This is a genomic window from Pseudoduganella guangdongensis (assembly GCF_009857475.1).
Lineage (GTDB): Bacteria > Pseudomonadota > Gammaproteobacteria > Burkholderiales > Burkholderiaceae_D > Rugamonas > Rugamonas guangdongensis.
This window is the reverse complement of the sequence record NZ_WWCJ01000003.1, coordinates 116,815-135,739: the sequence shown is the minus strand read 5'-3', so window position 1 is coordinate 135,739 and position 18,925 is coordinate 116,815. Positions and strand designations below refer to the sequence as shown.

Genomic DNA, 18,925 nt, shown 5'->3' with positions numbered 1-18,925 from the left:
GGCCGCCGGCCTGGATGCCGAAAGGGACATCACCGAAGCGTGACGGGAGTGGTAAAAAAGGGGGACGCATGAAAAAGGAAGTCGCGGCGGCAAACCCGGATGCCTACGTGGCGGCGCTGGACGGCTGGCGGCGCGACTTCGTGGAGGCGCTGCGGGCCGCTGTGCTGGAGGCGGCGCCGGATCTGGATGAGCGCATCAAATGGCGCCACCTGGTCTACTTCTCGAACGGGCCGGTGCTGCTGATCCGCGCAGAACAAGAGCGGGTGCTGTTCGGCTTTTGGCGCGGCAAGCGCCTGTTGCACCTTGAACCGCGCATGACCGGCGGCGGCAAGTATGAACTGCGTACGCTGGAACTGCGACAAGGAACACCACTCGACCGCGCAACCGTGCTGGAACTGGTGCGCAACGCGGTCGCCCTTAACCATCGCATCGGCAACCCCACCACCATCACGCCATGATCCGCCAACTGCTCACGCTCGCCGCCTTCCTGCTGGCGGCAAACACCGCCCAGGCCGCCCTCGGGTATACGATCACCGCAGCCCCGGACCGCAGCATCAAAAAAGCCGCCGACAGCCGGGAGAAGATCTCGCAACTGCTGCTGCAAGGCCAGGGCGACCATGTGAAACTGGGCAAGCTGTGGCACGGGCTGGAATGGCTGCTGGACCGGCATTGCGGCGCCACGCCTTGCATTGTCGTGTTGGGCGGGAGAAAGATCGGCCCCGACCTGGGTTATGGCCCGGCCTTCTTTTACACGCCGGAGGAGGTGCGGCGCCTGGCCAAACGAATGGCGGCCATTGATCCAGCCGACCTGGCGGCCAGTTTTGATGCCGCCGCCATGGACCAGGCCAGCGTTTATCCGAATGACTGGGTGGAACAGGAACGCAGCGGCGAAGCGCCGCTGAAAAAACTGCAGGACGCCTTTGTGCAGCTGCGCGCCCTGTTCCAGCGCAGCGCCGATGCGGGCCTGGCCGTGGCCTACGTGCTGAACTAGCGGGCGCTCAGGCGGCGGCGAAGACCGTACGCATTTTCTCGGCGACCTTGCCTTCGATGGCGCTCTTGAACGCACCCATCAGGAAACCGAGCTTGATATTCATGTGGGCCGCGCTGTCGGCCAGGGTCAGCGTGCCCTCCACGCCGCTGCGGCCGAATTTCAGGGTGTCGCCCTGCCAGTGGCACGCCAGGTCGAACTCCTTGGCGATACGTTCTGCAACTTGTTCCGCTGCCGCGCGCGCTTGCGCGGGGTCCAGGTTGTGGGCCTGGGTAATATTGATGTCGGCCATGCCTTCCCTACTCTGCAAATAACACAAAAGGCGGCATTTTAACTCACGTACCTTTGCGCGGGATCAAAGGGCGATGGCGCAGACAGGGTAACCATGACCTTTCCACCGCCCCTTGGGAGAAAGATCATGGATGAGAATATGTGCATGACTTTGCCGGTCGGCTATGTGCCGACACCCTCCGCCCCCTACCGCGCGCACCGCAAGTCGGCGCAACTGCTGCAGCAGCCCGGCGCGCCGCGCCTGATGGACGGCAGCATCTCGCCGCGCCTGGCGGCCGCCCCGCCCGCCGGCGCCCGCGTGCTGATCTGGAAGCAGGACCCGTCCGTCGCCGAGATCGGCACCCGCAAGCTGTTCATGCCGGGGGTGTTCCTGGAAGGCCCGCGCGACGCCCGCATCACCTTCGGCCAACCGGGCATAGCGCCGGTCAGCCCGAACGTCTTCGGCGACTTCATCATGCAGCCCGACACCGACCAGTTCGACGCCGTGCACAGCTTCGCCGTGGTGCGCCTGACCCTGACCATGTACCAGCGCGTGCTGGCGCGCGCCGACCAGGGCGCGCCCCTGCCCTGGGCCTGGAACAACAGCCGCAACACCGAGCCGCTGCAAGTCTTCCCGCACGGCCTGCCGAATGTGATGAACGCCTATTACAGCCGCAACGACCGCGCGCTGAAGTTCGGCCATTTTGTGCCGAGCGGCGACATGGGGCGCGTGTTTACCTGCCGCTCCTTCGATATTGTGGCGCACGAGACCGGCCACGCCGTGCTGGACGGGCTGAAGCCGAAGTGGATCCTGAACAGCGCGCCGCCGCAGACGGGCGGCCTGCATGAATCCTTCGGCGACCTGACCGCCATCTTCCTCGCCCTGTCCCAGTTCGACCAGGTGGAAGCGGTGGTGGCGCAGACCAAGGCCGACCTGCACGACAAGACCTTCCTGGCCGATATGGCGGAACAATTCGGCCTGGCGCTGGGCCGACCGAATGGCCTGCGCAATGCGGACAACGACCTTAAGCTGTCCGATACGGGCAATGAGGTGCATGCGATCTCGCAGGTGTTCACCGGCGCCATTTACGATATCCTGGCCGACATCTTTTCCTTCGAGCGCGCGCCCGGCCTGCGCGACGACGCCGCCGTGCTGCACCATGCCGCCGGCTACCTGTGCAGCCTGGTGCTGCGCGCCCTGGTCGCCGCGCCCGACACCAACGCCAAGTACGCCGACGTGGTGAACCAGATGCTGCGCATCGCGGCCGAAGACGGCAAGCCGCTCGAGTACGCCAGCTTCATCCGCAACCGTTTTACACTGCGCGAGGTGGTGGTGGCATCGCCGGCGCCGCTGACGGCCGACCAGCCGGCCGATGGGGAGCTGGGCGCCATGGTCGAGGACGCGCCCGACGCCCAGCAGGACCGGCGCACCTGCTGCGGCACCATGAACCATGCCGAATACTTCGATATGGAGGGCGTACTGGAAGCCGAGCGCCAAGCCCTGGCCGCCTGGTGCAAGAATTACGGTGCCCACCCTGGAGAGCAGAGCGTAAGAAAATGAAGATCGTTGCCAGCGGCGGAGGCGGCTTTGCCGGCCTCCAGCAGCATTTCGAAGTTAACACGACGACAAGTCCGCTCGGTCCAGCGCTGGAAGCGGCGCTGGTCTCCGTAGGTTTTTTTGGTGCAGAAACCGATGAAAATTCGGTGATCGGCGCCGACCTGGGGCTCTGGACTATCACCGCCGATGATGGCCGTCAACGACATAGCATAAGCTTTGTCGAAACAGGCGCGCCCCCATGGCAGGATCTGCTGGATTTGATCCGTTCCGCCGCCTGAATCCCCTCCTGTCTCGCGCAATCCACGAATTTGCTTATTTACATTGTGTCTAAGCCCGAATTGTGAGAAATAGCGGATTGCCTTAAAATACAGTGCTTTGCTGAGCTTTTTCCAGCACCCAAACATAGATAGGACTGTTATGACCCACGTTGTCACCGAATCCTGCATCGCCTGCCGCTATACCGATTGCGTCGATGTTTGCCCGGTAGATTGCTTCCGCGAAGGCCCGAATTTCCTGGCGATTGATCCCGATGAGTGCATCGACTGCGCCGTGTGCGTCGCCGAGTGCCCGGTCAACGCCATTTTCGCCGAGGAAGACGTGCCGTCCGACCAGCAGCAATTCATCAAGATCAATGCTGACTTGTCGCGCAACTGGCCTTCTATCACCAAGACCAAGCCTGCCCTGCCGGAAGCCGAGCAGTTCAAGGACGTCAAGGAAAAGATCCAGCTGCTGAAGCGCTAAGCGCTGCAACAAGCCTATTACTAAACGTGCAACACCGCGCCTGACGCGGTGTTCGCTTATTCAGATGGAATGAGAATCATTATGAATGTCGTCAGCACCCCACCAGGCGGTTTCCACGAGACCGATGCCGTGATCATCGGCGCCGGCCCAGTCGGCCTGTTCCAGGTCTTCGAACTCGGCCTGCTGGAAATCAAAGCCCACGTCATCGACTCCCTGGCCGCCGTTGGCGGGCAGTGCGTGGAACTGTACCCGGACAAGCCGATCTACGACATTCCTGCAATTCCATCCTGCACCGGCCAGGAACTGACCGACGGCCTGCTGAAGCAGATCGAGCCGTTCGGCGCCACCTACCACCTGGGCCAGGAAGTCACCGTCGTGCAAAAGCGCGAAGACGGCCGCTTTGACGTGGAAACCTCGCTCGGCACCAAGTTCATCACCAAGACCATCTTCATCGCTGCCGGCGTGGGTTCGTTCCAGCCGCGCACCATGAAAGTGGACGGCATCGAAGCCTTCGAAGGCTCGCAGCTGTTCTACCGCGTGAAGAACCCGGCGCAATTCGAAGGCAAGAACCTGGTCATCTGCGGCGGCGGCGACTCCGCGCTGGACTGGGCCCTGAACTTCGTGGGCAAGGCCGAATCCGTGGTGCTGCTGCACCGCCGTGAAGACTTCCGCGCCGCCCCGGCTTCGGTGGCGAAGATGAAGCAGCTGTGCGACGAGTACGAGATGCAGCTGATCGTCGGCCAGGTGTCGGGCATCGAGACCAAGGACGACAAACTGAGCGAACTGCGCGTGACCGGCGCCGACGGCGTGACCCGCCGCGTGCCGCTGGACATGCTGCTGGTGTTCTACGGCCTGTCGCCAAAGCTGGGCCCGATCGCCGAGTGGGGCCTGGATATCGAGCGCAAGCAGCTGAAAGTGGTCTCGACCGAGAAGTTCGAAACCAATGTGCCGGGTATTTTCGCCGTGGGCGACATCAACACCTACCCGGGCAAGAAAAAGCTGATCCTGTCGGGCTTCCACGAAGCCGCGCTGGCCGCGTTCGGCGCTGCACCATATATCTTCCCGGACAAGAAGATCCACATGCAGTACACCACGACGTCGCCAAAACTCCACAAAGTGCTGGGCGTCGAAACCCCGGTGTTCGACTGATCCGACCAGTTCTTCGGACGTGTCCTACAAAAAAGCAGCGGAAACGCTGCTTTTTTTGTTTTCGCCCCCGTATTATGTTGGAATCATGTAGTGTTAGCCGATGTTTATGTACTTTCTGAGAGGTACTGCGGAATGCTTCTGGTCATGAATAAATGGCCTATAATTGAACTAACTTTGCGCATTGCCACAATTTTCAGCGGGACCTACTATGCTTTACCAATTGCACGAAATGCAACGCTCGCTTCTGCACCCATTGATGCAGTGGGCGGAAGCCTCGTCCAAGCTGTTCACCAATCCGGTGTCGCCGTTTGCCCATACCCCGTTCTCCCAGCGTATCGCCGCCGGCTATGAGCTGATGTACCGCCTGGGTAAGGAATACGAAAAGCCGGAATTCGGCATCAAACAGGCGGCGGTGAAAGGCAAGGAAGTCGGCATTATCGAGTCCGTGGTTGAAGCGAAGGCGTTCTGCAAGCTGCTGCACTTCCGCAAGGACATGCCGGCCAAGGAATTCAAGGCGCTCAAGCAACCGACCGTGCTGGTCGTGGCGCCGCTGTCGGGCCACCACGCCACCCTGCTGCGCGACACCGTGCAAGCCTTGCTGCAAGAGCACGACGTCTATATCACCGACTGGATCGACGCGCGCCTGGTGCCGCTGTCCGAAGGCCCGTTCCACCTGAACGACTACGTCAAGTACGTGCAGGAGTTCATCCGTTCGCTGGGCCCGGACCTGCATGTGATTTCCGTCTGCCAGCCAACCGTGCCGGTGCTGGCCGCGATCTCGCTGATGGCCACCGCCAACGACCCCAAGCTGCCCAAGACCATGACCATGATGGGCGGCCCGATCGACCCGCGCAAATCGCCGACCCAGGTCAACAACCTGGCGGTGGAAAAGAAATTCTCCTGGTTCGAGAACACCGTGATCTACGCGGTGCCGCCGAACTATCCGGGCTTTGGCCGCAAGGTCTACCCGGGCTTCCTGCAGCATGCCGGCTTTATCGCCATGAACCCGGGCCGCCACGCCCAGTCGCACCGCGAGTTCTACATGCACCTGGTGCGCGGCGACGACGAACCGGCAGAATCGCACCGCAAGTTCTACGACGAGTACAACGCGGTGCTGGACATGCCGGCCGAGTACTACCTGGACACCATCAAGACCGTGTTCCAGGAGTTCCGCCTGCCGCAAGGCACCTGGGAAGTGGATGGCGTGTTCGTGCGTCCGCAGGACATCAAGAACGTGGCCCTGATGACGGTGGAAGGCGAGCTCGATGATATTTCCGGCGCCGGCCAGACCCAGGCTGCGCACGACCTGTGCTCCGGCATTCCGGCCGATATGCAGGAGGATTTCGTGGTGCCGGGCGCCGGCCACTACGGCATCTTCTCCGGCCGCCGCTGGCGCGAAACCGTCTGCCCGCGCATCGCCGGTTTTATCAAGAAGCACGGCTAAGGCAACCGGACCGGGCCAGCGCGCCCGGTTTTATTTTGGGTTACAATATACTTTTTTATATATTATGAAAATCAATCCCGTTGCCTTGCAAGCCGCCGCCGGCCGCGCCTCGGGCCTGCTGAAGTCGCTCGCCAACCAGGACCGTCTCCTACTGCTTTGCCAGCTGGTGGGTGGCGAACACTCGGTCGGTGAGCTGGAAGAAGCCACCGGCATCGGCCAGCCGACGTTGTCGCAGCAACTGACTGTCCTGCGCAACAACGAACTGGTCGCCACCCGGCGCGAAGGCAAGCAAATCTTTTATAGCATCGCCAGTACGGAAGCGATGGCGGTGCTGCAGGTGCTGTACAAACTTTACTGTCCAAAGGAGTAGAACAATGAGCGCTTACTTCGCGCCACTGCTAGGCGGCATCATGATTGGAGTGGCGGCAGCAATGCTGTTGCTGCTCAATGGCCGGATTGCCGGCATCAGCGGCATCCTGGGCGGACTCGTGGGCCGTGTCATCCCGCGTCCTGCCGCCACGGCCACGCCAGGCGTCGCGCCTGCAGCCGATGGCGACTCCGCGTGGCGCATCGCCTTCCTGGCCGGCCTGGTGGCGGCACCGCTGCTGTACAGCGCCTTCGCCACCCTGCCCGCCGCGCAAGTCGACGCCGGCACCGGCACCCTGGTCGTGGCAGGTTTGCTGGTTGGCCTCGGCACACGCTACGCCTCCGGCTGCACCAGCGGCCACGGCATCTGCGGCCTGTCGCGTCTCTCGCCACGCTCACTGGCGGCCACGCTGACCTTTATGGCTGCCGGCTTCGCCACCGTCGCCGTCGTGCGGGGCCTGCTATGAACGCCCTCACCTCCCTGCTGGCCGGCCTGCTGTTCGGCCTCGGCCTGGTCGTCTCCGGCATGGCCAATCCCGCCAAGGTACTCGGCTTCCTCGACCTGTTCGGCGACTGGGACCCGTCGATGGCTTTCGTGATGCTGGGCGCCCTGCTGGTCGGCACCATCGCCTTCCACATCGCCGGCAAGCGCACCCGTGCCCTTTTGGGCGCGCCGATCTCGCTGCCAAAGACGCGCGACATCGACCGCCGCCTGGTGCTGGGCAGCCTGGCCTTCGGCATTGGCTGGGGACTGGCTGGCTACTGCCCGGGACCCGTCATCACGTCGCTCGCCGTCGGCGGCAGCAAGCCGTGGATTTTCTTCCTCGCCATGTTGGCAGGAATGGCGATCTTCGAACTGTTTGAACGTAAGAGGAGCTAACGTGGCTACGCTTTTTCGATGGGCAACGTGGGGCGGGTGTTAGGGTAGATTTGTTCGACGCGGGGTTCGCCGGGGCCGGGCTTTTTGATGCTGTAGCCATTGACGGGCTGGGCTCGGTTCACCCATAGCGCGTAGTACAGGTGGTCGGCGCGCGGATCGTCCGTGTTGGGGTGGATCAGGATGGTCAGGCCCAGGCTGTTCAATTGCAGCCACGGCACGATGATGTGCAGCAGGTCGTTGCTGAAGCCAAAATAGAACGACGGCGTGACATGCGGGCCGCGCGGCTCCAGGTTCCAGTCGCCCAGTTCAACCTTGAATCGCTCGGCCACCCATTTGCGGATCAGGGCCGCTTTCTGGTGGCTGTCCTCGTCGAAGTAGATGTGGGCGTGGTAGCTCTCGATATCTGTATAGGCACGCGGCTTTGCAGGCAGGCTTTGCTCGCCGGGGCGCACGCTGTCCGGACGCGGCGTCGGTTGCTTGTAGGTTTCATAGCCCCATGGGCTTTGCCCAGCGGCTGGCGCGGCCAATGCCGCAGGGCCAGCCAGTACGCCGGCAGCAGCAGCCAGCAGGTTGCGCCGGCGCGGCGACAGCAGTTCCGCCCAATGGCGATCGACTTCTTCCTTCATGCACGTCCTCCACGGAATACGCCAGCCTAAGGGCTGCACGCGGCGCGGCCAACGAATAGTTTCGTATGACCTTATGCCTAATTCACGGTTGGGCGATCCGACTCCAGGCGGCGCAGGTATTCGCGCTCAAAGCGCGACAGATCGATCTCGCGCGCCGCCTCATTGAAGGCGCGTTGCTGCGCCTGGCCAGCCGGCGTGCGCTGGAAGCAGATATGCACCGCGCGCTCATGGAACAAGTTCTCGGCCGAGGCCACGCGCTCACGCTCGGCGCGTGTAAAGCGCGGGCTCGCCAGCAGGTAGCGCAGCACGCGCCTTTCGATCACCATTGCATCGAAGCGTTTGCTCAGCAGCTTGCGCAAGTTGGTCTCGTCGTTGACACCCTCCTGCACTTGCAGCACCCCGCGCCGCACCAGGCTGTCGAACTCCTCGCCGTTGGAATAGCCGGCCACCGTGCCAATGCGCACCGAGCGCAAATCGCGCAGCGCCGACGCGAACACCGGCGCCTCGCGCAGGAACGCCAGCACCGTCATGGTGCTGCCGATCGGTGCGGAGAAATGGCATTGGGTTTCGCGCTGGGGCGTGCGCCAGAACGCCAGCAGGCCGGCGAAGCGGGGATCGTTCATCCCGACTTCCATGGTGCGCTTCCAGGGAAAGTAATCGATGCTGGCGCCACTGCCGCCGCGCGCAAAGACCGCCGCCGTATAGGCGCCGGAGAGGCCATTGTCCGGCAGCGCGGCCGACACGAAAGGCGGCCACTCGTCGGACGCCAGGCGCACCTGCGAGCCAGCGACGGCCATGCCCTGCCACCCTAGCAGCAGGCACAAAACGCCTCCGATCAACCGCACAATACGCATGCGCCCCCGCTCTTTGTGAGAAGCCGATATGTTCCCACACAAGTTGATGCAAGGCAACATCCGCACGGCAGGCGGAGATAATGGATAATAATGCTTTACCGTTTCGCCCCACACCGTGACTGAACCGAAGACCCTGGCCGACCGCATCGAGGACGTGCTGCCGCAAACCCAATGCACGAAGTGCGGCTACAAAGGCTGCCGACCGTATGCGGAAGCGATTGCGTCCGGTGAAGCCGACATCAACCAATGCCCGCCCGGCGGCGCGGAAGGCATCCGCCGCTTATCCAGCGTGACCGGGCGCCCCGTGATCCCGCTCAACCCCGTCAACGGCTTTGAACGTCCGCGCGCGGTGGCCTTCATCGATGAATCGCTGTGCATAGGCTGCACGCTGTGCATCCAGGCCTGCCCGGTGGATGCGATCATGGGCGCGGCCAAGCAGATGCACACGATTATTCCCGAGCAGTGCACCGGCTGCGACCTGTGCGTGCCGGCCTGCCCGGTCGACTGCATTGTGATGTACCCGGTGACCGAGACCGCTGGCTGGGACGCGTGGACGCAGGCGCAAGCCGACCAGGCGCGCGAGCGCCACGACTTCCGCCTGGCGCGTCTGATCCGCGAACGCGAGGAGAACGACGCGCGCCTGGCCGCCAAGGCCCAGGCCAAGGCCGCTGCGGTGGAACGCCTGTCGCCCGAGAACGATGCGGAAGCAGCGGAGAAAGAACGCAAGCGCCAGATTATCGCCGCCGCCATGGAACGCGCCCGCCAGCGCGCCGAAGCAGACAAGAACAAATGAATCCAGCCAAACGCCAACAGATCTTTGAACGCCTGCGCGAGGCGAATCCCAACCCTGAAACCGAACTGGAATACACGACGCCGTTTGAGCTGCTGATTGCGGTGCTGCTGTCGGCCCAGGCGACCGACGTGGGTGTGAATAAGGCCACGCGCAAGCTGTATCCGGTGGCGAATACGCCGCAAGCTATTCTCGACCTGGGGCTGGACGAGCTGACCGAATATATCCGCACGATTGGCCTGTACAAGACCAAGGCCAAGAATGTGATGGCGACCTGCCAGATCCTGGTGGAGCAGCATGGCGGCGAGGTACCGCAGACGCGCGAGGAGCTGGAGCAGCTGCCTGGAGTGGGCCGCAAGACAGCCAATGTGGTATTGAACACCGCCTTCCGCCAGATCGCCATGGCGGTAGACACGCACATCTTCCGCGTCTCCAACCGCACGAACATTGCCCCCGGCAAGAACGTCGACATCGTCGAGCAAAAGCTGATGAAGTTCGTGCCGAAGGAATTCCTGATGGACGCCCACCACTGGCTGATCCTGCACGGCCGCTACACCTGCATCGCCCGCAAACCGAAGTGCTGGAACTGCGTGATTGCGGATCTGTGCGAGTTCAAAGCCAAAACCCACGCCCCCGCCGACGCCTAAGCCCAAACCAAATTACAGCAGGACCATGTTGTCGCGGTGGATCAGCTCGTGGCCTTCGACGTAGCCGAGGATGGCTTCGATTTCGGCGGAAGGCTTGCGCTTGATGCGGCGCGCTTCGGCGCTGGTGTAGTTGCTGATGCCGCGCGCAATGGCGTGGCCGTCTTCGCGCACGCACGTAATCACCGCGCCGCGTCCAAACTCGCCGTGTATGTCGATCACGCCAATCGGCAACAGGGACTTGCCCTCCTCCGCCAGCTTCTGCACCGCGCCCGCATCCAGCACGACCTGGCCTGCGGTGTGCAGGTGGTCCGCCATCCATTGCTTGCGCGCCGTCAGGTGGCCGGTTTGCGCGGACAGTTCAGTGCCAATCGATTCGCCGCCCGCCAGACGGGTCAGCACATCCGCCTCGCGCCCGAAGGCAATCACCGTATGCGCGCCGGACTTCGCCGCGCGCTTGGCTGCCAGAATCTTGGTCAGCATGCCGCCGCGCCCCAGCGAGGAGCCGGCACCGCCAGCCATCGCCTCCAGCGCCGGATCGCCCGAGCGGCCATGCGTGATCAGGTAAGCCGCCGGATCCTTGCGCGGGTCCGCACTGAACAGGCCGCGCTGATCGGTCAGGATGATCAGCGCATCGGCCTCGATCAGGTTCGCCACCAGCGCGCCCAGGGTATCGTTGTCGCCGAACTTGATTTCGTCGGTGACCACGGTGTCGTTCTCGTTAATGATCGGCACCACGCCCAGGCGCAGCAAGGTGGTCAGCGTGGAGCGCGCGTTCAGGTAGCGCTCGCGGTCGGCCAGGTCGGCGTGGGTCAGCAGCACCTGCGCGGTGCCGATGCCATGCGCGCGGAAGCTGGTTTCATAAATCTGCGCGAGACCCATCTGGCCCACGGCAGCGCATGCCTGCAGCTCATGGATATCCGTCGGTCGCTTGTCGAAGCCCAGGCGCAGCATGCCCTCCGCCACCGCGCCGGAAGACACCAGCACGACTTCCTTGCCCAGTGCGCGCAGGGCGGAAATCTGCGATGCCCAGCGGGCGATAGCGGCATGATCGAGCCCGCGTCCGTCGTTGGTGACGAGCGAAGAGCCCACTTTGATAATAATGCGAGTGGCGTTCTGGATAAGCGAATTCATAAGGCGGCGAAGCTCTTGGTAACAATGATCAAAAATGATGTATTGCGCCGGGCGGGATGATGCCGGCTTGCCGCAGACAGTGCGCGCCCCCGCTGTTGGCAGGGGCGGCAAAGATAAGAGGTTGTCTGGATTTTAATCCAGAACTTTGAAACGTGGGTCGTCCGGGTCGATAGAGGAGATACCGCGCGCTTCTTCGGTCATCTGGGTCTCTTCTGCGCGATGCTCGGAGTAGCGCAGCTTCTCCAGGTGCAGGTAGATCGCGTTGACCAGTTCCTGCGTGCCTTCATGCGACAGCGCGGAAATTTCGAACACAGGGCCCTTGAAGCCCAGTTTCTTGACGAAGTCCTTCACCTTCTTGGCGCGGTCTTCTTCCGGAACCACGTCGAGCTTGTTCAGCACCAGCCAGCGCGGCTTGTTGCCCAGTGCGGGGTCGTACTTTTCCAGCTCCTTGACCAGCGCCTTGGCTTCCTTCACCGGATCGACAGTCGCCTCGAACGGCGCCAGGTCGACGATGTGCAGCAGCAGGCCGGTGCGCGACAGGTGGCGCAGGAACTGGTGGCCCAGGCCCGCACCTTCAGCGGCGCCTTCGATCAGGCCAGGAATGTCCGCGATCACGAACGACTTCTCGTGCGACACACGCACCACGCCCAGGTTCGGGTGCAGGGTGGTGAACGGGTAGTCCGCAATCTTGGGACGCGCATTCGACACAGCGGTGATGAAGGTCGACTTGCCGGCATTCGGCATGCCCAGCAGACCCACGTCCGCCAGCACCTTCAGCTCCAGGCGCAGTTCGCGGCGTTCGCCGTCCTTGCCTTCCGTCTTCTGGCGCGGTGCGCGGTTGGTCGAGGTCTTGAAGTGGATGTTGCCCCAGCCGCCCTCGCCGCCCTTGGCCAGCAGTTCCATCTGACCGTGTTCGGTCATGTCGGCGATGATTTCGCCCGACACTTCATCGATGATCAGGGTGCCGACCGGCATGCGCAGGAAGATATCGTCCGCGCCCTTGCCGTAGCAATCGGAACCGCGGCCCGCCTCGCCGTTGCCGGCGCGGTGCATCTTGGAATAGCGGTAATCCACCAGCGTATTGACGTTACGGTCGGCCACAGCCCAAATGCTGCCGCCCTTGCCACCGTCGCCGCCGTCCGGGCCGCCGAATGGGCGGAATTTCTCGCGGCAGAAAGAGGCGCAGCCATTGCCGCCGCTGCCGGCGATGACTTCGATTCGTGCTTCGTCAATAAACTTCATCTGGTAGTACTCCGAATAACCTCGCCGTACCGGGCAAGGTGTGAGATAGGCCGAGCGCGCATCAATTGGTCACCCCGCCATTTTGGGCTAGCGTGCGCCAGTCGGCAAAAAATACTGTATTTGATTACAGCTAAAATCTGGTTGATCTACAGCGTTATGCTAGCGCACAAAGCTGTTAAGCATGGTGCTAGTCCGACAGAGGGCCCAAAACGTTTCCCCAGTTCCGCTCGCATTGGGCACATTCACAACGCAAGCCCCGAACGGTATCGCAGTACTTGGAATAAAAGAATGAACTACGTCATTCTCCGTCGCGGACGCGCGACGCTGGCTGCAGGAATCTTCGGCCTTTATGGCGGAGGGCACGTCAAAGTGAACCACCTTAAAAACTAAAAAGGCCCTACCACTGGCAGAGCCTTTTGATAGAAGGCTTGCGCCTTACTGTACCTTTAACGCGCTGTATTAAGCAGCGGCGATGACGGTAACGTACTTCTTGTTGCTCGGACCCTTGGTCACGAACTTAACAACGCCGTCCACCAGTGCGAACAGGGTGTGGTCCTTACCGGTACCAACGCCTTCGCCAGCCGAAACCGGGGTGCCGCGTTGACGGATGATGATGCCACCAGCGCTGATGGTTTGGCCGCCGTACACTTTAACGCCCAGGCGTTTTGATTCAGAGTCGCGACCGTTGCGGGTAGTACCGCCGCCTTTTTTGTGTGCCATTTAGTTACTCCTTGATAGCTCGGTGAGTCTGGATGAACAGCAATTAGCCGTTGATCGAAACGATTTGGATTTCGGTGAAGTTTTGGCGATGGCCTTGACGCTTCTGGTAGTGCTTACGACGACGCATCTTGAAGATACGTACCTTGTCGTGACGACCTTGTGCGACTACTTTCACCAGAACCGATGCACCTGCAACCAGAGGAGCACCAAACTTGATGCTGTCGCCCGCGCCTACGGCGAGAACCTGGTCGATAGTGATTTCGGAACCAATGTCAGCCGGCAACTGTTCTACTTTAATTTTTTCGCCAGCAGCAACTTTGTATTGTTTGCCGCCGGTTTTTATGACCGCGTACATGATTGGAAACCTCTTGGATTGTTAATAAGTTCCCTCGCTCGACGCCCAAAAACAACAGGACGGAAACCGGGGAACCGCAGATTATACATAGTTTCGGGAATCGCGTCAAAAGGTATTGTCGAGCGGCGGCCCACGTGGTATGCGGGCAACGAGTAACGTATAATCGCGGCACCTTATACACGCTATAGCAGGTTTGCCTTGTCTAACAACGCCCAGAACTCCATCACCAGCACCATTGCCGCCGATATGGAAGCGGTCAACTCGGTGATCCGCCAGCGCCTTCACTCGGAAGTGGCCCTGGTCAACCAGATTGCTGAATATATCATCAGCGCGGGCGGCAAGCGCATCCGGCCGGTCCTGGTCCTGCTGGTGGCGAATGCCTATGGCTACAAGGGCGTAGCCCACCACGAGCTGGCCGCCGTCGTGGAATTCATCCACACCGCCACCCTGCTGCACGACGACGTTGTTGACGAATCGTCAATGCGCCGCGGCCGCCAGACCGCCAATGCGCTGTTCGGCAATGCCGCCTCGGTGCTGGTGGGCGATTTCCTGTACTCGCGCGCCTTCCAGATGATGGTGTCGCTCGACTCCATGCGCGTGATGCAGATCCTGTCCGACGCCACCAACGTGATCGCCGAAGGCGAAGTGCTGCAGCTGCTGAACATGCACGACCCGGACGTGAGCGAGGAAAGCTACCTGCAGGTGATCCGCTCCAAGACCGCCAAGCTGTTCGAAGCAGCGGCCGAACTGGGCGCCCTGGTGGCCGGCGCGTCGGACGCGGACATTTCCGCCGCCGGCGAATACGGCCGCTCGCTGGGCACCGCCTTCCAGCTGATCGACGACGTGCTCGATTACGCCGGCGACGCGGCGGAGATCGGCAAGAACGTGGGCGACGACCTGCGCGAAGGCAAACCCACCCTGCCGCTGATCTGGCTGATGGAAAACGGCACCGACGAACAGCGCGCCCTGGTGCGCTCCTGCATCGAGAACGGCGACGAGCAGCATTTCGACACCATCCTGGCCGCCATCACCAACAGCGGCGCGCTCGATTACACCCGCCGCGCCGCCGAAGTGGCAGCCCAGCGCGCGATCGATGCGATTGCCGGCGTGCCGGACGGCGCCTACAAACAATCGCTGCTGCAACTGGCCCGCTTCTCGGTCGACCGCAGCCACTAATCCTTCAGTTACGCGCCGCCGCCAGCTCGTTGAGCATGGCGGTGCGCTTCTGCGTGAAGTAAGCACGCCACGCATGCGGCGCCACCGCCGGGTAGCGCACCTTCCCGAACGCCACCCAGGCATCGCGATACGCCAGCCAGTTGCGCTGCACGCCCTGGATCTCGGCAAACGTCACACCACCCACGTAGTCCGGATCTTTCTGCGCTTTCAGGCGCTGGTAGGCTAGATTCAGTTCCTTGTCCGCCTGGGCGAAGTCGCTCTGCGTGAAGGCCGGCAGCTTGCCCGCCTCGAACTCCTGCAGCGACTTCAGGAAGTCGTCCTCTTGCGCGTTGATCGCCTGGCCGACAAAGGCGCTGCGGGCGCTACCCGACAAGTCAACCTCGCCGCGACCGTGCGCCTCGGCAAAGGCCGATGCACGTTTGCGTAATAGCTGCAGGGCCGCCTTTTCGGCATCGCTCCAGCGGTTCGCGAGACGCTCGAACTTGTCCTCGCGCTCTTGCGCCACCAGGGCGGATTTAATGCCGACGCAGCGCCCCAGCAGCACGCCGCTGCTGGCGTCGTCGCACATATCGATCTTGGGCGACGGGCCTTCCTTCCCGGTCTGCATGCGCCCCAGGGATTCCAGCCGGCCCGCGGTCACCATGGGCGCGGAATCGGCGCGGCAAGCCGCCATCTTCGCCACCGCGTAATTGCGCGGCACGCCCAGGCCGTTCGCATACAACATCATCAGCACTTCATGATTGTCTTTGGCGAAGGCGCAGTGGCGCGCCTTGACGTAGTTGAAGTGCTGGCCAATGCCGTAATACAGCTTGTCCGCATCGCAGTCCTGCAAGGCGGCAGTCTGCTCCGCCGTGGGACGATGCGGGAAAGGATAAGTGGCCAGCAAGTGGCGCTCGCACTCGGCATTCTCCGCGTGCGCGCCAGCCGTCATGGCCAGCAAAACAAAGGCATAGGCGCGGCGCACTTAGAGGATCTCTTTTACCGTTTCCGGCGGGCGGCACAGGCGCACGCCCTTGTCCGTCACCACGAAGGGACGGTTGATCAGTTCCGGATGGGCCATCATGGCGTCCACCAGCTTGTCCTCCGGCAGCGACTCGTCGGCCAGGCCAAGCTGGTCGTACAGCTCGCCCTTGTTGCGCATGGCGCCGCGCGCGGTTAGGCCGGCGCGCGCAATCAGGTCCACCAGCACCTCGCGCGACGGCGGCGCTTTCAGGTACTCGACAATCTCCGGCTCAATGCCCGCCTCGCGCAACAACGCCAGGGCGCCCCGCGAATTACTGCACGAATTGTTGTGATAAATGGTCGTTCCCATGATGCAAATTAAGTTTAGCCAAAGGCCGCCACTATATCACCGGCAAGGGTGTTGATAAACGCACAAAGTTGTGTGTAAAATTAAATCACAGCAGTCGGGGTGTAGCTTAGTCCGGTAAAGCGCTACGTTCGGGACGTAGAGACCGGAGGTTCGAATCCTCTCACCCCGACCATCACCGCTCTCTTACACGCTGCCGTGCGTGGCCGAAGTGAGCGGCAGCATAACGGTGGCCCTACAGCCGCCCCCCCGCCGGCACGCCGCCAATCGCTACAGTGCCACCATGCAATTCCACCAGCGAGCGCACCAGGGAGAGCCCGATCCCCGAACCAGCCCGCGAATGGGCTTGCGGTGCGCCGTCCTGGGCAAACATGTCGAATATAAAGGGGAGAAATGCGGGGGCAATGCCCGGGCCGCTATCCTGGATCTCGATGCAAACGCTGTCGCCCCGGCGGTGGACCGCAACCGAAATCGCGCCATGCGACGGCGTGAATTTGACGGCATTCGATAGCAGGTTGAAAAACACTTGCACCAGCCGCTCATGGTCGCCACGTACCAGCAACAGTTCCTCGGGCAGCCGGAATGTGAGTTGTTGCTGCCGTGCCTCACTCAGTGGCTGCGTCATTTCCAGAGCCGCCAATATGGCGTCGGTGACCGGCACCACATGCATATCCAAGGCCAGCTTTCCATTCTTGATGCGCGCGACATCATCCAGGCCGTTGACCAGGTGTACCAGGGAATCCAGCTGCCGCGTCAGCGTCTGGTGCAGCCGCGGCACCTCTTCCGGGGGGTCCGGCAGCCTTTCCAACGCCGAAGCAACCAGTTTAATCGGCGCCAGGGGGCTGCGTAACTCGTGCGCAAGGACAGAGAAAAAACGGTCCTGGTTACTCAATGCACTTTCGGCTACCGCCAGGGAATCACGCGCGTTCAGCGCCGCACGCAGAAGATTCCGGTTTGCTTCGCGCAGGCGCACAATGAGAACGCTCTCACCGACTAGTCCGGTATCGGGTGCCGCGCTGAAACGCTCCATACAAAACCCCCTATACTCGCTAGCAAACCAGCATCAGGCCAAGATAGTCCTCTCACCGTGGAAGTCAAGCAATTTCCCCCGCGCGTGCAAGCGCCAGCCTTTGCCCGAACTCGCTTGCGGGCAAGGGGACGGCCAGGTGGAATCCCTGGCCGGTATCGCAGGCGTGCTCCTGCAGGAAGCGCAGCTGCTCCGCCGTTTCTATGCCTTCGGCAACCACGTGGTGGTGCAGGCGCATGCCAATGCTGATCACCGTGTCGACCAGCACATCATCGGCGCCTGGTCGGATATCCGCCACAAACGTCTGGTCGATCTTCAACGTGTCAATCGGGAAGCGTCGCAAGTAGCCCAAACTGGAATAGCCGGTCCCAAAATCATCGATGGCGATGCGAACCCCGGCCGCACGCAGGGCTTTGAGCTTTTCAATGGTCGATACACTATCGCGCATCAAGGTACCTTCCGTCAGTTCCAGCTCCAGCGCATGGGGCGAAAGCCCGGTCTGGTTCAAGGTCGTAAAAACGGTCTGCAGGAAATCAACGCTTTCGAACTCCTGCGCCGAGATATTGACGCTGATACTCTGCAGCGCGTAGCCGGCGTCTTGCCAGGACTTGGCCTGCCGGCACGCTTCCCGCAGTACCCAGCGGTCAATCGATTTGATGATGCCGCATTCCTCGGCAAATCCGATAAACGCTTTGGGCTGCAGTAGCCCCTCGCTTGGATGATGCCAGCGTATCAGCGCCTCGGCACCGGCGGTGCGGCAAGTCGCAAGGTCGACTTGCGCTTGGTAATACAAGACGAATTCGCCGCGTTCCAGGGCGCCGCGCAAACTCACTTCCATCTGATGGCGCGCCATGGCGCGTTCGTCCATGGGCGGCTCGAAGAAAGCAAAGCTGTTGCGTCCATGCTCCTTAACGCTGTACATCGCAATATCGGCATTGCGCATCAACGCCTCGAGATCGGCCACATCATCCGGGTAGATGCTGATACCGATACTGGCCCCAATATGCAGCACATGATGCGCGATCGTATAAGGTGCGCTAAGCAGGCGATGGATGTGGGCGGCGCGTCCGGCGACGTCCTCGGCATGCGCCACATCCACCAGCATGGCCACGAACTCGTCACCGCCCTGCCGGCAGACTGCGTCTGAGCCGCGGACGCTGGCGGCCAGGCGCTGCGCAACGGCTTGCAGCAACAGGTCGCCGATGCCATGGCCCAGGGAATCGTTAACCACCTTGAAGCGGTCAAGGTCAATGAAAAGCAGGGCCAGCTTGCTGCCATGTTCCGCGGCATACGCGATCCGATCGGCCAACTGCTTCTTGAACTGAACCCGGTTGGGCAATTTGGTCAGGTGATCGTGATGGGCAAGATGCGTCATTTCCGCCTGGGCGGCGTGCAATTGCTCGGCCAATACCTGCGCATTGATGCTGGACGTAAGCAATTGCCGGTTGGCTTCCTGCAGCCGCACAATGTGGTCGCGCAATTCATCTTGCAGGCTCGCATTCTCGAGCGCGATCAAGTCCGGCATGCTGGCCGCTGCCGCCCGGCGCTGGCCGCGCGCGTGCGAGTCGGGCAATGCCACGGGCAGGGCTGGTTGGTCCAGGCTGCTGCGGCGGTCCCGCCGCGTCTTGCGCCGTTCCTGCCAGCTGACCATA

24 protein-coding genes and 1 tRNA gene are annotated in these 18,925 nt (G+C 62.1%); 14 read left to right on the top strand and 11 right to left on the bottom strand.

Annotated elements, in window-relative coordinates:
- Positions 1-68: 68 nt before the first annotated feature.
- Together GTP41_RS05015 and GTP41_RS05010 are read left to right on the top strand one after the other, a co-directional pair.
- Entirely contained in the window at positions 69-458 is a 390-nt protein-coding gene (locus GTP41_RS05015; RefSeq protein WP_161024475.1) for a DUF1801 domain-containing protein, read from the top strand.
- Positions 455-991, top strand: a complete 537-nt coding sequence (locus GTP41_RS05010; RefSeq protein ID WP_161024474.1) for a YfbM family protein — start codon at positions 455-457, stop codon at positions 989-991. The genes GTP41_RS05015 and GTP41_RS05010 overlap by 4 nt, the downstream gene beginning before the upstream one ends.
- A gap of 7 nt (positions 992-998) precedes the next feature.
- Here GTP41_RS05010 and GTP41_RS05005 read toward each other — a convergent pair whose 3' ends face one another.
- Positions 999-1,280 carry a polyhydroxyalkanoic acid system family protein gene (locus GTP41_RS05005; RefSeq protein ID WP_161024473.1) on the bottom strand — a complete coding sequence of 94 codons (282 nt, stop codon included), beginning with the start codon at positions 1,278-1,280 and terminating at the stop codon, positions 999-1,001.
- 126 nt (positions 1,281-1,406) lie between these two features.
- Here GTP41_RS05005 and GTP41_RS05000 point away from each other — a divergent pair, with 126 nt between their 5' ends.
- The 8 genes from GTP41_RS05000 (at position 1,407) to GTP41_RS04965 (ending at position 7,396) form a co-directional block, all read left to right on the top strand.
- Positions 1,407-2,819 carry a gluzincin family metallopeptidase gene (locus GTP41_RS05000; RefSeq protein WP_161024472.1) on the top strand — a complete coding sequence of 471 codons (1,413 nt, stop codon included), beginning with the start codon at positions 1,407-1,409 and terminating at the stop codon, positions 2,817-2,819.
- Positions 2,816-3,094, top strand: a complete 279-nt coding sequence (locus GTP41_RS04995) for a protealysin inhibitor emfourin (protein ID WP_161024471.1) — start codon at positions 2,816-2,818, stop codon at positions 3,092-3,094. Before GTP41_RS05000 ends, GTP41_RS04995 begins: the two co-directional genes overlap by 4 nt.
- Before the next feature lie 139 nt (positions 3,095-3,233).
- Positions 3,234-3,557: a ferredoxin FdxA gene (fdxA, locus tag GTP41_RS04990; RefSeq protein WP_161024470.1), complete on the top strand. Its 324-nt coding sequence runs from the start codon at positions 3,234-3,236 to the stop codon at positions 3,555-3,557.
- Between the two features lie 81 nt (positions 3,558-3,638).
- A complete protein-coding gene (locus tag GTP41_RS04985; RefSeq protein WP_161024469.1) occupies positions 3,639-4,706 on the top strand; it encodes an NAD(P)/FAD-dependent oxidoreductase in 1,068 nt (355 codons plus the stop codon).
- A 208-nt stretch (positions 4,707-4,914) separates the two neighbouring features.
- Positions 4,915-6,150, top strand: coding sequence for a polyhydroxyalkanoate depolymerase (locus tag GTP41_RS04980; protein WP_161024468.1), 1,236 nt, complete (start codon positions 4,915-4,917; stop codon positions 6,148-6,150).
- A 64-nt stretch (positions 6,151-6,214) separates the two neighbouring features.
- The gene (locus GTP41_RS04975) at positions 6,215-6,520 is read left to right on the top strand and encodes an ArsR/SmtB family transcription factor (protein ID WP_161024467.1); all 306 of its coding nucleotides are present in this window, start codon (positions 6,215-6,217) and stop codon (positions 6,518-6,520) included.
- 4 nt (positions 6,521-6,524) lie between these two features.
- Positions 6,525-6,983 carry a YeeE/YedE family protein gene (locus GTP41_RS04970; protein WP_161024466.1) on the top strand — a complete coding sequence of 153 codons (459 nt, stop codon included), beginning with the start codon at positions 6,525-6,527 and terminating at the stop codon, positions 6,981-6,983.
- Positions 6,980-7,396 carry a YeeE/YedE family protein gene (locus GTP41_RS04965; protein ID WP_161024465.1) on the top strand — a complete coding sequence of 139 codons (417 nt, stop codon included), beginning with the start codon at positions 6,980-6,982 and terminating at the stop codon, positions 7,394-7,396. Before GTP41_RS04970 ends, GTP41_RS04965 begins: the two co-directional genes overlap by 4 nt.
- A gap of 5 nt (positions 7,397-7,401) precedes the next feature.
- On the opposite strand, the gene GTP41_RS04960 is transcribed toward GTP41_RS04965, so the two are convergent.
- Positions 7,402-8,022, bottom strand: a complete 621-nt coding sequence (locus GTP41_RS04960; RefSeq protein ID WP_161024464.1) for a DOPA 4,5-dioxygenase family protein — start codon at positions 8,020-8,022, stop codon at positions 7,402-7,404.
- Between the two features lie 77 nt (positions 8,023-8,099).
- Positions 8,100-8,819 (bottom strand): substrate-binding periplasmic protein, encoded by a 720-nt coding sequence (locus tag GTP41_RS04955; protein WP_161024463.1) that lies wholly within the window; start codon positions 8,817-8,819, stop codon positions 8,100-8,102.
- A gap of 172 nt (positions 8,820-8,991) precedes the next feature.
- Between GTP41_RS04955 and rsxB the strand changes: the two genes are divergently transcribed.
- Positions 8,992-9,669, top strand: a complete 678-nt coding sequence (gene rsxB / locus GTP41_RS04950) for an electron transport complex subunit RsxB (RefSeq protein WP_161024462.1) — start codon at positions 8,992-8,994, stop codon at positions 9,667-9,669.
- Positions 9,666-10,313 (top strand): endonuclease III, encoded by a 648-nt coding sequence (nth, locus tag GTP41_RS04945; RefSeq protein ID WP_161024461.1) that lies wholly within the window; start codon positions 9,666-9,668, stop codon positions 10,311-10,313. The genes rsxB and nth overlap by 4 nt, the downstream gene beginning before the upstream one ends.
- 12 nt (positions 10,314-10,325) lie before the next feature.
- On the opposite strand, the gene proB is transcribed toward nth, so the two are convergent.
- The 4 genes from proB to rplU form a co-directional block, all read right to left on the bottom strand.
- On the bottom strand, positions 10,326-11,444 hold the full coding sequence (gene proB, locus GTP41_RS04940; RefSeq protein WP_161024460.1) for a glutamate 5-kinase: 1,119 nt from the start codon (positions 11,442-11,444) through the stop codon (positions 10,326-10,328).
- A gap of 132 nt (positions 11,445-11,576) precedes the next feature.
- Positions 11,577-12,686, bottom strand: coding sequence for a GTPase ObgE (gene obgE, locus GTP41_RS04935; protein ID WP_161024459.1), 1,110 nt, complete (start codon positions 12,684-12,686; stop codon positions 11,577-11,579).
- Between the two features lie 459 nt (positions 12,687-13,145).
- On the bottom strand, positions 13,146-13,406 hold the full coding sequence (gene rpmA / locus GTP41_RS04930) for a 50S ribosomal protein L27 (RefSeq protein WP_161024458.1): 261 nt from the start codon (positions 13,404-13,406) through the stop codon (positions 13,146-13,148).
- Positions 13,407-13,449: 43 nt separating this feature from the next.
- Positions 13,450-13,761: a 50S ribosomal protein L21 gene (rplU, locus tag GTP41_RS04925; protein WP_055933037.1), complete on the bottom strand. Its 312-nt coding sequence runs from the start codon at positions 13,759-13,761 to the stop codon at positions 13,450-13,452.
- A gap of 198 nt (positions 13,762-13,959) precedes the next feature.
- Between rplU and ispB the strand changes: the two genes are divergently transcribed.
- Positions 13,960-14,937 (top strand): octaprenyl diphosphate synthase, encoded by a 978-nt coding sequence (ispB, locus tag GTP41_RS04920; protein ID WP_202419627.1) that lies wholly within the window; start codon positions 13,960-13,962, stop codon positions 14,935-14,937.
- 4 nt (positions 14,938-14,941) lie between these two features.
- Here ispB and GTP41_RS27940 read toward each other — a convergent pair whose 3' ends face one another.
- Positions 14,942-15,901: a lysozyme inhibitor LprI family protein gene (locus tag GTP41_RS27940; RefSeq protein ID WP_161024457.1), complete on the bottom strand. Its 960-nt coding sequence runs from the start codon at positions 15,899-15,901 to the stop codon at positions 14,942-14,944.
- Positions 15,902-16,249, bottom strand: a complete 348-nt coding sequence (gene arsC, locus GTP41_RS04910; protein ID WP_161024456.1) for an arsenate reductase (glutaredoxin) — start codon at positions 16,247-16,249, stop codon at positions 15,902-15,904.
- Between the two features lie 95 nt (positions 16,250-16,344).
- On the opposite strand from arsC, the gene GTP41_RS04905 reads away from it, so the two are divergent.
- Positions 16,345-16,421 (top strand) — tRNA-Pro (locus GTP41_RS04905).
- A 60-nt stretch (positions 16,422-16,481) separates the two neighbouring features.
- On the opposite strand, the gene GTP41_RS04900 is transcribed toward GTP41_RS04905, so the two are convergent.
- Entirely contained in the window at positions 16,482-17,276 is a 795-nt protein-coding gene (locus tag GTP41_RS04900) for a sensor histidine kinase (RefSeq protein WP_161024455.1), read from the bottom strand.
- A 64-nt stretch (positions 17,277-17,340) separates the two neighbouring features.
- Positions 17,341-18,924, bottom strand: a complete 1,584-nt coding sequence (locus GTP41_RS04895) for a putative bifunctional diguanylate cyclase/phosphodiesterase (RefSeq protein ID WP_161024454.1) — start codon at positions 18,922-18,924, stop codon at positions 17,341-17,343.
- Between the last annotated feature and the right edge of the window lies 1 nt (position 18,925).

Bases quoted from the DNA above. Each gene is read 5' to 3' on its own strand.
- GTP41_RS05015 (WP_161024475.1), top strand. From the start codon at position 69: ATGAAAAAGGAAGTCGCGGCGGCAAACCCGGATGCCTACGTGGCGGCG.
- GTP41_RS05010 (WP_161024474.1), top strand. From the start codon at position 455: ATGATCCGCCAACTGCTCACGCTCGCCGCCTTCCTGCTGGCGGCAAAC.
- GTP41_RS05005 (WP_161024473.1), bottom strand. From the start codon at position 1,280: ATGGCCGACATCAATATTACCCAGGCCCACAACCTGGACCCCGCGCAA.
- GTP41_RS05000 (WP_161024472.1), top strand. From the start codon at position 1,407: ATGGATGAGAATATGTGCATGACTTTGCCGGTCGGCTATGTGCCGACA.
- GTP41_RS04995 (WP_161024471.1), top strand. From the start codon at position 2,816: ATGAAGATCGTTGCCAGCGGCGGAGGCGGCTTTGCCGGCCTCCAGCAG.
- fdxA (WP_161024470.1), top strand. From the start codon at position 3,234: ATGACCCACGTTGTCACCGAATCCTGCATCGCCTGCCGCTATACCGAT.
- GTP41_RS04985 (WP_161024469.1), top strand. From the start codon at position 3,639: ATGAATGTCGTCAGCACCCCACCAGGCGGTTTCCACGAGACCGATGCC.
- GTP41_RS04980 (WP_161024468.1), top strand. From the start codon at position 4,915: ATGCTTTACCAATTGCACGAAATGCAACGCTCGCTTCTGCACCCATTG.
- GTP41_RS04975 (WP_161024467.1), top strand. From the start codon at position 6,215: ATGAAAATCAATCCCGTTGCCTTGCAAGCCGCCGCCGGCCGCGCCTCG.
- GTP41_RS04970 (WP_161024466.1), top strand. From the start codon at position 6,525: ATGAGCGCTTACTTCGCGCCACTGCTAGGCGGCATCATGATTGGAGTG.
- GTP41_RS04965 (WP_161024465.1), top strand. From the start codon at position 6,980: ATGAACGCCCTCACCTCCCTGCTGGCCGGCCTGCTGTTCGGCCTCGGC.
- GTP41_RS04960 (WP_161024464.1), bottom strand. From the start codon at position 8,022: ATGAAGGAAGAAGTCGATCGCCATTGGGCGGAACTGCTGTCGCCGCGC.
- GTP41_RS04955 (WP_161024463.1), bottom strand. From the start codon at position 8,819: ATGGCCGTCGCTGGCTCGCAGGTGCGCCTGGCGTCCGACGAGTGGCCG.
- nth (WP_161024461.1), top strand. From the start codon at position 9,666: ATGAATCCAGCCAAACGCCAACAGATCTTTGAACGCCTGCGCGAGGCG.
- proB (WP_161024460.1), bottom strand. From the start codon at position 11,444: ATGAATTCGCTTATCCAGAACGCCACTCGCATTATTATCAAAGTGGGC.
- obgE (WP_161024459.1), bottom strand. From the start codon at position 12,686: ATGAAGTTTATTGACGAAGCACGAATCGAAGTCATCGCCGGCAGCGGC.
- rpmA (WP_161024458.1), bottom strand. From the start codon at position 13,406: ATGGCACACAAAAAAGGCGGCGGTACTACCCGCAACGGTCGCGACTCT.
- rplU (WP_055933037.1), bottom strand. From the start codon at position 13,761: ATGTACGCGGTCATAAAAACCGGCGGCAAACAATACAAAGTTGCTGCT.
- arsC (WP_161024456.1), bottom strand. From the start codon at position 16,249: ATGGGAACGACCATTTATCACAACAATTCGTGCAGTAATTCGCGGGGC.
- GTP41_RS04900 (WP_161024455.1), bottom strand. From the start codon at position 17,276: ATGGAGCGTTTCAGCGCGGCACCCGATACCGGACTAGTCGGTGAGAGC.
- GTP41_RS04895 (WP_161024454.1), bottom strand. From the start codon at position 18,924: ATGGTCAGCTGGCAGGAACGGCGCAAGACGCGGCGGGACCGCCGCAGC.